Consider the following 14425-nt stretch of genomic DNA (forward strand, 5'->3'; position numbering starts at 1 on the left):
TCGTCAACCAATGCATTCAAGACCATAATTTTCCCTGGATTGTTAAGAGGCTTCGAGAACCAACCACGCAACAGTCTGATGAGACCCGTTGGAGTCACCTGGCAGACCGCGCTCGCGAAAGCGCTTACGGATTGCCATGAGTGTGCCGAGCGCGATTCCTGACTGAAATACTGGTTCTCGTAAAATGCTTCAGGATGAGTGGCCAGACCGGGTCTAGCGCCCGGCGACCGACCATTCAATTCAGCCTGATCGCCAAGCATGGCGAACAGGCGCCGGGGTACAGCGAGGAGTCCTGCGAGATGTCGCGTTTACCAGTCATTGTCGGGTTCGGTGGATACAACGCCGCTGGCCGTAGCTCGTTCCATCACGGCTTTCGCCGCACCATCATCGAATCCCTGAGTCCGGCCGACCGACAGCAGATGCTGGCCGGGCTCGCCGTGCTCATGAAACTGGTACGCGTGGAAGGCGATAGCTACCTCGACGATGACGACCAGCCGCTGAGCCTTCAGGACATTGAACAGCGTTTCGGCGATCAGATTCTCGACGGCACCCTGGTGCGCCGCGTCGAGAAACGTCATCTGGACGTCGATGCGGCGCACTGGCACAAGAATCTGACGGTGACCGGCGAGGCCGGCAAACCCTTCTCCTTCATCACCCTGGCCAAGCAGTTGCCCGAACCTCTGCCCTCCGACTGGGTGGTCGAGCCGCTGAACGCCGCTGAAGTGCTGGTCACCATGTACGACGGCTGTGACCTCAAGGTCGACAGTTATCGCGCGCTGGCGGTGAAGTCCGCCGGACAACTGCCCAGTGGCTTTGAGCCCGGCGAGCAATACACCTCACGCTTTCACCCCCGCGGCCTGCAGATGACCATCGTTGCCGCCACCGACGCCCTGCGCTCCAGTGGTATCGCCTGGGACGACATCACCCAGCGCATACAGCCAGACGAAGTGGCCGTGTTCGCCAGCAGCATCATGAGCCAGCTCGACGAATTCAGTTTCGGCGGCATGATGCAGTCGCGACTCAAGGGCAACCGGGTCAGTGCCAAGCAACTTGCACTGGGCCTGAACAGCATGCCGGCCGATTTCATCAACGCCTATATCCTCGGTAGCGTCGGCACTACCGGCGCCATCACCGGTGCCTGCGCCAGCTTCCTGTACAACCTGCAGAAAGCCACTGAGATGATCACCAGCGGCCGGGCCCGGGTGGCACTGGTCGGCAGCAGCGAGGCGCCGATCACCCAGGAATGCATCGAAGGTTACGGCGCCATGGGCGCGCTGGGCACCGAGGAAGGTCTGCGCAATATCGAAGGCAAGGCCGACGTCGACTTCCGCCGCGCCAGTCGGCCCTTCGGACAGAATTGCGGCTTTACGCTGGCCGAATCCAGTCAGTTTTTCCTGCTGATGGATGACGAGCTGGCGATGGAGCTGGGCGCCGATATCCACGGCGCAGTGCCGGATGTATTCGTCAGCGCCGACGGCTACAAGAAATCGATCTCCGCACCCGGACCCGGTAATTATCTGACCATGGCCAAATGTGTGCACAGCGCCATGCAGATTCTCGGTGAAGACAGCGTGCGGCAGCGCAGCTTCGTGCATGCGCATGGCTCCAGCACACCGGCCAACCGGGTAACCGAGTCAGAACTGCTGGACCGCGTCGCCGGTGCCTTCGGCATTGCCGACTGGCCGGTGGCCGCGGTGAAGGCCTTTGTCGGCCATTCGCTGGCCAGCGCCAGCGGCGACCAACTGGCTTCGGCGTTGGGCACCTTCAAATATCAGATCATCCCCGGCATCAAGACCATTGATGAAGTCGCGGATGACGTGCATCAGCAGCAGCTGCGCATCAGCACCCATGATGTCGATCGCACACAGGACCCGCTTGAGGTCTGCTTTATCAATTCCAAAGGCTTCGGCGGCAACAATGCGAGCGCGGTGGTGCTGGCCCCACAGGTGGTCGAGCGGATGCTCCGCAAGCGCCACGGTGAAGAGCGTTTCGCCGAGTATGCTGATCGCCGTGAAGCTGTCCGTGCCGCCGCGCAGGCCTACGACCAGCGCGCCACGAAAGGTCAGCTGGAGGTGATCTACAAGTTTGGCCAGGACATGATCGATGACCGGCAGATCGAGATCTCAACCGAGCAGATGACAGTGCCGGGCTTTAGCCAGCCGCTGGTGTTTCGCAAGGATGACCGTTTCAGCGACATGCTCGACTAAAGCTCCCCGAAGCAGGGGCAAGTGCAGAATCAAACACGCACCTGGCCCCTGCCAAAACAGATTCATCCGCAATCCTTACCGCACCTTTCCCTTGAGTTGTAGTCCATAACTTGGAACCGTTGAAACCTCTGAAAACGCAACGAGCGAAGTCAGGCCAGACGCAACTGAAGTAAAAGCGCAGTATGCGTAGGTAAGTGAGTATTAACGCGAGATGTCATGTCGCATGGTCTGCCCGGTCGCTATCAGGGTTTCGTGAGCATTCAGGTCAAAGGAGCATACATATGTCATTCAGTAAGCAAGTATCAGCTGCCCGTAAAGAAGCCGAAAAAGAAGCGCACCACCTGGGTTCGGTTGCCCGCCGTTTTTACAAAGACGCCTCCAAGGAGTCCAGCCACGGCCTCAACATGCTGCAGAAACGTGCGCGCCACACCATGCATGACATGCATCTTGGCGATCACGGCAATCGCGCCTCCCACTCGCTGCAACAGGCCGGTCAGATGGTCAAGCAGCATCCTGTGGTCACCCTGGCTATTGCCGCCGGCGCCTTTGCACTGGTCGCGTATTTCCTGACCAAGCCACGCAATGAACATACCCGCCAGGTCGGAACCGATAGCAGCCAGACGCCGTTGTAAGCACTACCTAGGCGCCGCTGGCATTCCAGCGGCGTCGCGCCTGTCACAATATCCTGCCTTGATGCTGCCACCCCAGACACCGTACAGTTCAGCTATCTGTCTCAACTGAACCGAGGTCAGCATGTCGCCCTTCAGCTTCGCCACCACTGCACAAATCCTTTGCGAACCCGGCTCTGCCCAGCGCCTGGCCGACCTCTGCCATGAGCGCGAGGTCCACCGCGTGCTGATAGTGACCGATCCCGGCATCATCCAGCTAGGCTTGCTCGACGATATTTTTCCCGGCTTTGCGCAAGGCGGCATCGAGTACCAGATATTCGATGCGGTGGCGGCTGACCCGCCGGAAGCGGTGGTCCTGGCTGCAGTGGAACAGGCCCGAGCCATGCAGGCCGAGCTGGTGGTCGGCTTCGGCGGCGGCAGTTCCATGGATGTAGCCAAGCTGGTCGCGCTGCTGGGGCACCCCGAGTGCAAGCAGCAGTTGTCTGATATCTATGGCGTGGGCAACGCGCGGGGTCGGCGTTTGCCACTGATCCAGGTCCCCACCACGGCGGGAACCGGTTCGGAAGTCACCCAGATCGCGATCATCACCACTGGTGAAACCACCAAGATGGGCGTGGTCTCGCCATTGCTGTTGCCTGATCTGGCCGTACTCGATGCAGACCTCACGCTCGGCCTTCCACCCGCCGTCACCGCCGCCACCGGCATCGATGCCATGGTGCATGCCATCGAGGCCTACACCAGCAAGGTCAAGAAGAACCCGCTGTCTGACATGCTCGCCCGGGAAGCCCTACGCCTGCTCTCGGCCAACCTGAGCGAGGCCGTGCATAACGGACAGAACCGTGAAGCTCGTCAGGCCATGTTGCTCGGCGCCCTGCTCGCGGGTCAGGCCTTTGCCAATGCGCCGGTTGCAGCCGTGCACGCGCTGGCCTATCCGCTGGGCGGGCATTTTCATATCCCGCATGGCCTGTCCAATGCCCTGGTGCTACCGGCGGTGATCGAATACAACGCCTCCCACGCCGCGCCGCTCTACGCCGAGCTGGCTCCTATTGTCGTGGGCGATAAGCTGGAGCCCGGCGACGATGCGAGCCTGACCGCACAGCTGGTGGCTGCACTGTCCAGACTCAGCCCGGACAATGGCTTGCCTAGCCGTTTGCGCGATGCCGGGGTACCAGAGGACAGTTTGCCCATACTCGCCCGCGACGCGATGCTTCAGCAGCGTTTGCTGATCAATAACCCCCGCGAGCTGAGCGAAGCCGACGCCCTGGCCATCTACCAGAAAGCCTATTGATACATATTGATCTACAGGGCCGCCGACCCGTTGTCGGGGCCCGCTCTCAGGACACCCCATGATCGAAACCGAGAACGCTTCACGTCGGTACTACCCCTACCTGCACCCCATCACCACCCGCTGGCACGACAACGATCTGTACGGCCATATCAACAACGTCACCTACTATGCGTTCTTCGACAGCGCAGTGAACAGCTGGCTGATCGAACAGGGCGGCCTGGATATCCACAACGGCGAACAGGTAGCTTTCGTGGTCAGCTCGGCCTGTGAATACTTCAAGCCGGCGGCCTTCCCTGAACGCATTGAGGTTGGCGTTCGCGTGGGCAAGCTGGGCAACAGCTCGGTGCATTACGAACTGGCGGTGTTCAAGGCCGGCGAAGAAGCGCCCTGCGCGGCCGGGCGCTTTGTACATGTGTTTGTCGAGCGCAGCAGCAACCGCTCATGCGCCATCCCCGCCGGACCGCGCGCGGCGCTGGAACGGTTGATGATTTGAGCCTCAGTGTCTGGTTTGCCCGTTGATAACGTCGGTCTTTGGCAGGGAAACGAGGCTTTCGGCTCCGTGGGTTGCGCTGAACGTCTGCCAGGCGTGGGACGCGTTATCCACAGCGATCATTACCACCTCCGGCTTGTCTGGTAGTTTGGACACACCGTAACGCGCCTCGACCTCGGGCATATCCACTGACAGAAAATGACCATGCTCGTCATTATGGACAGTCTGCACCTGCTGCTCCTGTACCAGCTGCAGCAATCGATGCTCCACCCTGAAACTATTCGACAGCGCCTCATCACTCATGATCGGCACCCACTTGCGGCGGGTGAATCTTGCCGCCCGCTTCTCGCGGAAAGTGGCCCAGGTACTCAAGACGATAGCAATCGACAGGCTCAAGACCAGATAAAACAGCAAGCTTTCCAGGCCGAATAGCAGCAGCGCATCCATTTCGATACGCAGGCCTTGGCTTTGCTCAGCCAGCAGTCCAGCGATGCCGATATACAGCAACCAGGCTAACAGCCCCCAGGCAGCCAAGGTGAAAGCGGTATCAATCAATTTCGGCATCCAGTGCCTTGGTGTGCAGATAAGAGTCATGAGTTGTTCCTCGCAATTCCACGGTCGGGACTGATCCAGCGCGCGCGCTCCTGCCGCGGCCTGAGCATGACTTTGGGAAAGCTCGCCAAAGTCGTAAGCAGCGTGATGATCCAGAACACCAGCGGGTACCATATGATCCAGAACAAGGCGCGACCCAGCCCCTCCTCGTAACGCCGCTCGATGAGCAGACTGAGACTGAACTGCATAAGGCAGACGCACGCCAGAACCAGACCGGTAAAGCCGGGCGGAATGATACTTTGCACCTGAAGGTTTTCGTGGAGTTCGAAGAAGGATCCCAGCGCCAGCAGCACAATGGTTAGGGCGAAGGCAAACGCCCACACCGCAGACAGACAGAACTCAATCAGCAGGGGCCACATATAACGGAAGCGCCACTTCCAGATAGTGCTGATGTTCTTGCGCAGCACCTCTGCCCCGCCGCGTGACCAGCGCAAACGTTGCTTCCACAAACCCCGCAGGGTTTCGGGCATCAGAATCCAGCACAGCGCCCGGGGCTCATAGAATATCGACCAGTGATCCAGCTGCAGCTTCCAGCTGATGTCGATATCCTCGGTAATCATATCCGGGCTCCAGTAGTCGACCCGGTCCAACGCACTGCGTCGGAATGCAGCGACCACGCCAGAGATCGTAAACACCCGGCCATAGACTCGCTGGGTACGCTTGATCAAGCCAATGATCGAGGAGAATTCGCCGACCTGAATGCGGCCGATCAGCGTCGAACGGGTTCGAATACGCGGATTGCCGGTCACCGCACCAACCCGCATATGCTTGATCAAGGGCGCGACCAGATAGGCCACGGCGTCTTCGGCCAACAGGGCGTCGCCGTCGATGCACACCAGATACTCGCTGCGAGCGGCCAAGGCACCCATCCGCAGTGCAACGGCCTTACCCTGGTTCTTGGCCAGATGCACGACGCGCAAGCGCGGATGCTGTTTGGCCAGCTCGTCGAGGCGTACACCCGTGTCATCGCTCGAGCCGTCGTTAATGGCCACCACTTCAATATTCTGATAACGCTGGGCCAGCGCCGCGCCGACTGTTTCCGCCACCTGCTGGCCTTCATTGAAACAGGGTATCAGGATCGAAATCAGCGGATTACCGGGCAGTTCCGGGGCCGGGATATCGCCATCATTGCTCCAGGGCCACTTACGCTCCCAGTGCAACCAGAAGTACAGCCCCCCGGCCATCCATAGCGCCGACATCAACAGCGGATAGAAGAACACGAAGTTAAGCAGCACCTTGCCAGTCAAGGCCAGGGTCAGCCCTAACGGACCGAATAACACCAGCAGGAAGACCAGAATGGCGATTGTCCGCTCTCTCATCGCTCGGTACTCCAGGCATTGGACAGTGCCGGACGCACTTGTTCGAGGCGCGGATTATCAGTATGGAAATCATCCGGGTAATAGCCAAAGTGACGCGCACCCTCCCACTGCAGACGCTCCATCCAGCGCACCAGCAACTCGCTGTCGATCGGTGCCTCCTGGCCGACACGCCAATCGCGGGCCTGAAGCTCAAACAGGGTCTTGTCCATGGCGTCGGGGTGCTGCTTGACCTCACGCACCAGCCGCGAGAGCCAGGCGTCTGAATCGGCCTTGCTGACGCCCTCCATCAGGGGCATGGCCATGATGGCGGTCCAGTCATAGCTCTCCAAAAAGCCCTGCATGTTCTGCGCGAACCAGGCCTCGCTTTCCGGCTCGAGGATTGGCATGGCGAAGATATTCCGTGCGGTTTTCACCTGCGGGCCGCGAATGGCTTTGACCTTGTCAGCCAGTTCCAGGGTGAAATCGGTCAGATACTGGCTCTTGAAGCGCGTCCAGGCGGCCATCTGTTCGGGGTTGGCGCGCAGGACTGTCAGGTCAGGGTTCAGGCCTGCGTCGGCATAGGCCTGCCGCGCCGCGCTGCCGGCATCTTCAAAATCGGAGAGCAGGGCGTCATCGTGAAACAGCAGACCCTGGAAACTCGCATGCCCGGCCAGATCCTCATAGATTTCGCCAATCTGCTTGCGCACCTCGGGATCAAACGGCGACAGACGCCGGTACTGCACGGGGCTCACTGCCGCCTCATCCTCGCCGGCGCCATCAATTTCGGTCACGCGTGGCAACGCTGGATCCAGGTCAAAACTCATGACCGGCATCCAGGCATAGATTTCCACCCCGGTGCGGGTACGCAATTGCCAGGCAGCGCGATTGAACAGGTCAGCCCGCATCGGCAAATGACGGTTCGGGAAATAAAGCGACTTGACCAAACCGTCCCCTTCGGGATCGGCATAGGCCTGGAGGAATACGGTATTGATGCGCAGGTCGAAGATTCGCTGGATCAGCAAGCCCAGATTCGCCTCCATCTGCATCGGATCCGGATCGTACACGTAGTCCAGATCGACGTGGGCGACGCGCATGGCGGGCTCCTCCTGCATGCCACTGACGGCGGCCGCGAAGTTCTCGGTGCTCGGGTCTTCACCGATCAGATAGCGCCCGGCATTACGCAGATTCTCGACCGTCGCCAATCCGCCTTCCAGCGTCACCGCCATCTGGTAGCCGTTCTTGTCTAAAATCTCCAGTGCCATGCCGTTGGCGGCGCCATAGGGCCATACCCAGACCCGCGGGCTACGACCGGTAACATCGCGTATTTTCTGCGTGATCCGCTGCACATCAGTATCGAGCCGAGCCTTGTACGCCTCGCCTGTCTCGTAGGTGCGGCTCAATGGGTCGTACATGCGATTGGCCGCCGCCGGCAGCTTGTTGCCCTGCGGGTTGGCCAGCGCACCAAAGTGCAGGTTGTCCGTGTGTGCGCCGATCTCCACCAACCCCGAGTCGGCTATCTCGCGGATCTGCGCACGGGTTGCGAAGCGCTCGCGAGCCGCGGGCACACCACCAAAATCGACCTTCTGATCGGTGGGGGTGTCCATCCAGACACCCACCGGCGCCAGCACCGCCGGCCATTGATAGGCCCTGAGTATCGGCAGCACGCGCTCACCGAAACTGCTGAAACCATCGTCAAAGCTCAGCAACACGGCCTTTTCCGGCAGCACAGTACCGCCCTGGCGTGCTTCCAGAATCTGATCAATGGACACTGCCTGGTAGCCGCTCTCGCGCAACCAGGCCAGTTGATCGACCAGGTTTAACGTTCGTACCGACAGGAAGGTGTTATCCGCCTCGCCGTCTTCCACGTCATGGTAGGCCAGCGCCAGAACATGGTTCTTTGGCCAGGGTGCTTCACGATTGGTTACCGGTCGATCCGCTGGTGCGGTGAAAGGGACTGACTGCGCCCACACAGCGCCCAGCAGCAGAACCCATAACAGAAAAACACGTCCGAGACATTTCATCACAGCCCCCTGAAGCGAAAGTTGACGTAGAAAACCAGGCGATATTCCCGCTCACGGTCCCCGTCATAGGGCCGGCTTAAAGCAGACAGCATGAAACCGCTGTCGAACACGTCGTTCATGCTTAATCGCTGCCCATAGGCGATTAGCCCCATCGCGCCGCCACTGAAGTCGCGCTGATCGTAATAACCCAGGCCCAGCTGCACGTCCTGACTCCACGCTGTCTCGTAGCGCCGATGCATGATGTGCGACAGACTCAGGGTCGACATCACGCTGGCATCGGCTTCCGGGTTGAAGTACGGTCCCTCCCCTCCCTGGCTGTTGCGGCTGGTCGCCAGCTCCAGCCCGGCATCGAGCGTCAGCCGCGGAGCCGCAAAGACCCGTTGGCTGCCGTCAAGCACCAGGCTCAACCGGTCGTTACCATCACTGAAGCGCATTGGCGAAACAGACAGGCTGACTTCCCGGCTCTCGCTTTCACGCCAACGCGCGTAAGCAGAGAGGCTGTCGGCGTCAACATCGCTGTTTAATGCCCGCAGCGGCGTCGAGCCCGATAGCAGTTCGGCTGACCAGCCGTACTGCCATTCATCGCTGATGTCATGCACGCCAGCCAACCTGGCTCCGGTACGACGACCGAAGCCATATTCATGGCTGGAGACTTCTGCTTCCAGGGTGTGATTGCGGCTACGCCGCTCGACGCCGGCACGCAGCCAGTCGTGGTCTGCATCACCTTCGAGAAACTCGCCCCGGCCGATACCGCCGCCGGCGAACACCCGCCAATCATTCTGAAACGGCGAACTGTATACGACCGTTTCAACACCATAGTCGTCGCCGCCCGTGACACTGTCGTCGGGGCTTTTGCCGCGATAGCCGGCTATGCGCAACTCGGCCATGTGGTGAACGTCGCGCAGACGATCAGCACGCCGAGCGCGGAGGTTGTCCGGAAAACGGGTCACCAGGTCGTCGGTCAACACATCGACCTGCCACCACTCCTGCAGCGCCATGGCATTTATCGCCTGGCCCGCCTCGACCTCTACGGATCGCGGCGCGATGTTCTCGGCCATCTTCAACTGCTGTTCGGCACGTCGCGGCCAGCCTCGCGCGGTGTATACGCTGGCACGGCTGGTGCGCAATGAAATATTGCCCGGCGCAGCATCCGACAGGCCATCGAAAGCCTGCTGCGCCGCAGGCAAGTCATCACGGTACAGGGCGTTATTGGCCAGTAGCATCTGGCCTTCGAGCCAGTTCTGATTCGGTCGCCCTTCGGGCACACCCATGGGATATAGCCGCGCGGGCTGAGCCGCGGCCAGTTGTTTGCTGAGCTGATCAGCCTCTTCCAACCGCTCGCTCTCAATCAGTGCGTAATACAGGCCCTGATGATCACTCATCCAGCTCTGATCCTTGTCACTGCTGGCAGCAATCACCTGACGGTACAGCTCGGCAGCCTGTTCGGGCTGGCGCAAATACAGCAGGGCACTGGCCATCCAACGCAGCGCATAGGGGGGCAATGCCACCTGCATGTCTCTTAGTGCATGGTATTCATCGACAACACGTTGCATCTCCCCACGCGCAAGCAGCGCACCCATGCGGTCAGTACGCACTCGTACAATGTCCGCCTCCGCCGCGGGCACCGTTTCCCATTCCTTGAGCAGCGCATCGGCTTTGGCCAGTGCCCGGTCTGCCACGACAAAGCGTTCGGATTCAGAGCGACTGGCAGTGTCAGCCAGACGTATGCGCTCAGCCAGAGCATCGCCACGCATGCCACGCAGCTCCTCGTCTGTGAGCAGCTGCGGGTGCTGCTCGGCAATGTCCAGAGCCAACACCGGCAAGCCTGCACGCTGGAGGGCAAACAGATACTCGCGCAGCACGTCGCGACGGCCGGGAGCCAACCGCCAGGCACGGTCGTATTCTGCCAGCGAGGCATGCGATTGCCCGTCACGCATCAAGGCATAACCCAGCGCCAGGCGCGCTTCCAGTTGTTTGGGTGCCTGCTCGGTCCAGTCACGAGCTCGCTCGATAGCGGCTGGCGTCTGGCCCATATCGGCCATGGTCATCAACTGTGCCTGCAACAGATCGGCCCGCGCCGGTGCGAGCGAACGAGCCAGCCGGAAGCCCTCGACAGCCTGGTCCCATTCACCGCGGTTGCGCCGGATACGCGCCACAGCCGCGACGGTGTCGGGGTTTCTGGCATACACGGAGGGATTGGATTGATAGAGGCGCAACACTTCATTTTCTTCGCCTGCCCAACTGGCAATCAGAAGCAAATCGATTTGCTGCCTGCGAGTAAGCGACGGCGACTGGCGCAGATATGCCAGCGCGGGCTGCTCGTCGCCGAGACGCGCACGTTCCAATAGAGCGTTATAGGATTGATCGGCCCAGAGAAGACTGGAACCCAAAGACAGACCCAAGGAGAGGCAGAAAGCAATGACTCGCTTCCCTGCTACGTTACTTTGCATTCTTCGCTCCGGACATTGCGAAATTATGACAAGAGGAACAAGCAGGAAAAACAAGGTGCCAACTTGCTGTTACCGAAAAAATCTTACGACCAACACTGGAAAGTGTCAAACCGAAACGGTGATATATATATTAGGTGGGGTAGTGGGAATCTTTTGGCACATACGTGCTCCAATCGCCTCGCGCCAAAAAACTTCTTTCATAAGTTACAGCTGCCCTGCTCAAAGTCTCGAAAGAGGTGCCGGGCGAGGCGCAGGCGCACCAGCGACCACGCCAGCCTTAGGCGCGAGTCAGGGAGGGGCTTATAGCGAAACACTATATGCCGCAGTACTGATAGGCAGGGTCGGTAAAACACTGCGGAGGCTAACACCTCTCATTCTCAATATTTCGGATCGCGGCGATTATGGATAAGCTATCTCACTTGCACGAGAACTTTCATGACATATTAAACCCATCATTACCAAACTTAGAGGAGACATCTATAATCGCATATATAATGTATTCACTCAAATACTCAATACCGAAGATATCTTAAAAACCTCCTCTCCAGCTCGAACACTTATTTATTTCAACCGGTACAACTTATTTATTATTAAACCCACCAACTTAAAACCATCTCCGATCTTCTCCATACTCTAATCAACCCACCCTTGCATGTTTTAATTAAATTGCAGGCTTTTCTGGTTAGTCAGTGGGATTTGTAAACCAGAGGGAACAGCAAAACCTCCCCACTGGAACAATGAAACCAACAGGAAGCCCATTTTCAAGCGGTTACGTGGTTTGGAGTGACCTGCCTCCCCGACGGTCCGAAGCACAAGTAAGGCAAAAAACCCCGCGCACCTTAGGGCAAAAAATCCCTGATCGGGCCGCGCAATTGTGATCTAACCCCCAAAGTTTTTATTCAACTTGCAGGCAATTTCACAGCTTGAGGGAGATAGCCATTTGACGTGACCCACGGTTTCGCGTACTCAACGCCGCCGGCATAACAGGAAGCGGGCCAATATAAATGGTTAACAATTGTGTCAAACCCGATGGACGCTCCGACTGACAAACTTTTTTACAAATGCGCGACTTGAAAAGTCGCGTTCAGCTCAACACGTCAGGCAACTGCCCCGGCGTAAAAAGCTCTATCCAATAGCTATCCGGATCCTTAATGAAGGCGATGCGTTTCATTTTTCCGTCGTTCGGACGCTTGACGAAATCCACCCCGAGCGACTCGAAGCGCTCGCAAGCGGCATCCAGATCCGGAACGGCAAAACCGATATGGCCGAAGCCCTGAGGCTGGTCGTTGCCGTTGTGATAGGCAAAATCCGGATCGTCCTCGGTACCCCAGTTGTGCGTCAGCTCGAGCATTGCCGGGCGGCCGAAGGTTTGCACCAGCCGCACTTTGGCCTCATGCGACCAGTAGCCCAGATCCAGTTCGTCGATCATTGCCAGGAAATACAGGCTGAAGCGCATGTCTTCAAAATCCAGGCGCTTGACCAGGGTCATCCCCATGATGCGGGTGTAGAAATCCAGCGATGCAGCGGGATCCTTGATGCGCAGCATCGTCTGATTGAGGACGAAGCCCTCCGTGGCCGGGTCGCGATCCTCGCACAGTCCTTCAGCGGTTTCGAAATGGCGTGACATGGCAACGGCTCCTCAAATGATTGGTCAGTAAGGAAGCCTAGCATTTCAGCATCGGTTGGCGCTCTATCGCGAACCTCAGACGACGCCAACCGAACCCGGCACTCAGCGGAAAGGCCGCTCCGGCCACCAGGGGAAGAAGTCCGGACGGTCCTGGCTGGGACGCAGGGTGAAGCGTGCCGGCCGTTTTTCCAGGAAGGACTGCACGCCCTCCTTCGCATCGGCCGATTCGCCCATGAAGGCAATCGCGCGGGAATCAACAATATGCGCTTCCATCGGGTGGTCGGCGCCCAGCATGCGCCAAAGCATCTGGCGATTCAGCAGCGTAGACATGGGCGAGGTGTTGTCGGCAATTTCGCGGGCCAATGTCTTGGCCGCAGGCAGCAACTCGTCCGGTTCATGGATGCTGCGAATCAGACCGCCGCGCAGTGCCTCTTCGGCATCGAACACGCGTCCGGTAAAGACCCACTCCGCCGCTTGTTGTACGCCGACCAGGCGCGGCAGGAACCAGCTGGAGCAGGCTTCCATGGTGATGCCCCGACGGGCGAAGACAAAACCGAAGCGCGCCTTGGTGGAGGCCAGACGAATATCCATGGGCAGGGTCATGGTCGCGCCAACGCCCACCGCCGCGCCGTTAAAGGCGCCGATTACCGGCTTGGTGCTCTCGAAGATGCGCAGCGAAACGGTACCACCGCCGTCACGCAGATCGGCGTTGCTACGCTTGTGACGATTGAAGGTATCGCCGCCGCTCTCCAGATCCGCACCGGCGCAGAAGGCCTTGCCGGCACCGGTCATGATCACGACGCGCACGTCATCGTCGGCGTCAGCGGCATCAAAGGCTTCGATCAGTTCGCGACGCATGTCGGCATTGAAGGCATTCATGCGGTCGGGGCGGTTGAGGGTCAGGACGAGGATGCCGTCCTCGACCTGATAATTCAGCGTTGAATAACTCACTGCGGCACTCCTGCGAAAAGGGGAAGGCCGAACAGTGTAAGAGCGTAAATGTGCGTGGACCATGACACTCGGCTTTGCGTATGCAAAGCCATAGGCAGGGCCGATTGATGCTGAGGTTAAGCTAGTCGACGCGCTCGAACTTGAGATCCCAGACGCCGTGCCCGAGACGCTCGCCGCGGCGCTCGAACTTGGTCACCGGACGCTCTTCCGGATGTGGGATATAGGTGCCATCGGGTGCCAGATTACGGTAACCCGGCGCGGCGCTCATCACCTCAAGCATCTGCTCGGCGTAGGCTTCCCAATCGGTTGCCATATGGAACACACCGCCAGGCTTGAGCTTTTGCCGCAGCTTCTCGGCAAAATCCAGCTGCACGATACGGCGCTTGTTGTGCTTTTTCTTGTGCCAGGGATCGGGAAAGAACAGCAACACCCGGTCCAGGCTGGCGTCAGGAATGGTCTTGTCGAGCACTTCGATCGCATCGCAATCGAATACCCGGAGGTTGCTCAGCCCGGCATTGAGCACGCCATTGAGTAGCGAGCCAACGCCGGGGCGATGCACTTCCACGCCGATAAAATCCTGCTCCGGGGCGGCCGCTGCCATCTCCAGCAGCGACTGGCCCATGCCGAAGCCGATCTCCAGCGTGCGCGGTGCCTGGCGGCCGAATAACACATCCAGATCGAGCATGCCGTGCTCAAGATCAAGCCCGAACTTTGGCCAGCCAACGTCGATGCCGCGCTTCTGTGCATCGGTCATGCGTCCGGCACGCATCACAAAGCTGCGAATCGCGCGGCGGGGATGTTCGCTGGCCTCAACGGGCAGGTCGGTCGGGGTCTGGCTATCGGTCATGACAA

11 protein-coding genes are annotated in these 14425 nt (G+C 59.3%); 4 read left to right on the plus strand and 7 right to left on the minus strand.

The features are described 5' to 3' along the window. Nucleotides 1-299: 299 nt before the first annotated feature. The 4 genes from FHK95_RS11815 (at nucleotide 300) to FHK95_RS11830 (ending at nucleotide 4617) form a co-directional block, all read left to right on the plus strand. Nucleotides 300-2207, plus strand: a complete 1908-nt coding sequence (locus FHK95_RS11815; protein ID WP_150304828.1) for a beta-ketoacyl synthase — start codon at nucleotides 300-302, stop codon at nucleotides 2205-2207. A gap of 281 nt (nucleotides 2208-2488) precedes the next feature. Further along, entirely contained in the window at nucleotides 2489-2839 is a 351-nt protein-coding gene (locus tag FHK95_RS11820) for a hypothetical protein (protein WP_150304829.1), read from the plus strand. Nucleotides 2840-2960: 121 nt separating this feature from the next. Continuing rightward, nucleotides 2961-4124, plus strand: coding sequence for an iron-containing alcohol dehydrogenase (locus tag FHK95_RS11825; protein WP_150304830.1), 1164 nt, complete (start codon nucleotides 2961-2963; stop codon nucleotides 4122-4124). A gap of 58 nt (nucleotides 4125-4182) precedes the next feature. After that, on the plus strand, nucleotides 4183-4617 hold the full coding sequence (locus FHK95_RS11830) for an acyl-CoA thioesterase (RefSeq protein ID WP_150304831.1): 435 nt from the start codon (nucleotides 4183-4185) through the stop codon (nucleotides 4615-4617). A 3-nt stretch (nucleotides 4618-4620) separates the two neighbouring features. On the opposite strand, the gene pgaD is transcribed toward FHK95_RS11830, so the two are convergent. From pgaD to trmB, 7 genes are all read right to left on the minus strand, one after another. Continuing rightward, the gene (gene pgaD, locus FHK95_RS11835; RefSeq protein WP_150304832.1) at nucleotides 4621-5208 is read right to left on the minus strand and encodes a poly-beta-1,6-N-acetyl-D-glucosamine biosynthesis protein PgaD; all 588 of its coding nucleotides are present in this window, start codon (nucleotides 5206-5208) and stop codon (nucleotides 4621-4623) included. After that, complete coding sequence (pgaC, locus tag FHK95_RS11840; RefSeq protein WP_150304833.1) at nucleotides 5205-6545, minus strand: poly-beta-1,6-N-acetyl-D-glucosamine synthase; 1341 nt, start codon at nucleotides 6543-6545, stop codon at nucleotides 5205-5207. Before pgaC ends, pgaD begins: the two co-directional genes overlap by 4 nt. Continuing rightward, the gene (gene pgaB / locus FHK95_RS11845) at nucleotides 6542-8545 is read right to left on the minus strand and encodes a poly-beta-1,6-N-acetyl-D-glucosamine N-deacetylase PgaB (RefSeq protein WP_150304834.1); all 2004 of its coding nucleotides are present in this window, start codon (nucleotides 8543-8545) and stop codon (nucleotides 6542-6544) included. The genes pgaC and pgaB overlap by 4 nt, the downstream gene beginning before the upstream one ends. After that, nucleotides 8545-10995 (minus strand): poly-beta-1,6 N-acetyl-D-glucosamine export porin PgaA, encoded by a 2451-nt coding sequence (pgaA, locus tag FHK95_RS11850; RefSeq protein WP_150304835.1) that lies wholly within the window; start codon nucleotides 10993-10995, stop codon nucleotides 8545-8547. Before pgaA ends, pgaB begins: the two co-directional genes overlap by 1 nt. Before the next feature lie 1084 nt (nucleotides 10996-12079). Continuing rightward, the gene (gene gloA / locus FHK95_RS11855) at nucleotides 12080-12622 is read right to left on the minus strand and encodes a lactoylglutathione lyase (protein WP_150304836.1); all 543 of its coding nucleotides are present in this window, start codon (nucleotides 12620-12622) and stop codon (nucleotides 12080-12082) included. A 102-nt stretch (nucleotides 12623-12724) separates the two neighbouring features. Then, entirely contained in the window at nucleotides 12725-13573 is an 849-nt protein-coding gene (locus FHK95_RS11860) for a crotonase/enoyl-CoA hydratase family protein (protein ID WP_206668572.1), read from the minus strand. Nucleotides 13574-13694: 121 nt separating this feature from the next. Continuing rightward, nucleotides 13695-14420 (minus strand): tRNA (guanosine(46)-N7)-methyltransferase TrmB, encoded by a 726-nt coding sequence (trmB, locus tag FHK95_RS11865; protein WP_150304838.1) that lies wholly within the window; start codon nucleotides 14418-14420, stop codon nucleotides 13695-13697. Nucleotides 14421-14425 lie beyond the last annotated feature (5 nt).

Source organism: Pseudomonas saliphila (assembly GCF_008638345.1).
Classification (GTDB): Bacteria; Pseudomonadota; Gammaproteobacteria; order Pseudomonadales; family Pseudomonadaceae; genus Halopseudomonas; species Halopseudomonas saliphila.

Excerpts from the sequence above, each read along its gene's own strand:
- FHK95_RS11815 (WP_150304828.1), top strand. The coding sequence starts at position 300 with ATGTCGCGTTTACCAGTCATTGTCGGGTTCGGTGGATACAACGCCGCT.
- FHK95_RS11820 (WP_150304829.1), top strand. The coding sequence starts at position 2,489 with ATGTCATTCAGTAAGCAAGTATCAGCTGCCCGTAAAGAAGCCGAAAAA.
- FHK95_RS11825 (WP_150304830.1), top strand. The coding sequence starts at position 2,961 with ATGTCGCCCTTCAGCTTCGCCACCACTGCACAAATCCTTTGCGAACCC.
- FHK95_RS11830 (WP_150304831.1), top strand. The coding sequence starts at position 4,183 with ATGATCGAAACCGAGAACGCTTCACGTCGGTACTACCCCTACCTGCAC.
- pgaD (WP_150304832.1), bottom strand. The coding sequence starts at position 5,208 with ATGACTCTTATCTGCACACCAAGGCACTGGATGCCGAAATTGATTGAT.
- pgaC (WP_150304833.1), bottom strand. The coding sequence starts at position 6,545 with ATGAGAGAGCGGACAATCGCCATTCTGGTCTTCCTGCTGGTGTTATTC.
- pgaB (WP_150304834.1), bottom strand. The coding sequence starts at position 8,545 with ATGAAATGTCTCGGACGTGTTTTTCTGTTATGGGTTCTGCTGCTGGGC.
- pgaA (WP_150304835.1), bottom strand. The coding sequence starts at position 10,995 with ATGCAAAGTAACGTAGCAGGGAAGCGAGTCATTGCTTTCTGCCTCTCC.
- gloA (WP_150304836.1), bottom strand. The coding sequence starts at position 12,622 with ATGTCACGCCATTTCGAAACCGCTGAAGGACTGTGCGAGGATCGCGAC.
- trmB (WP_150304838.1), bottom strand. The coding sequence starts at position 14,420 with ATGACCGATAGCCAGACCCCGACCGACCTGCCCGTTGAGGCCAGCGAA.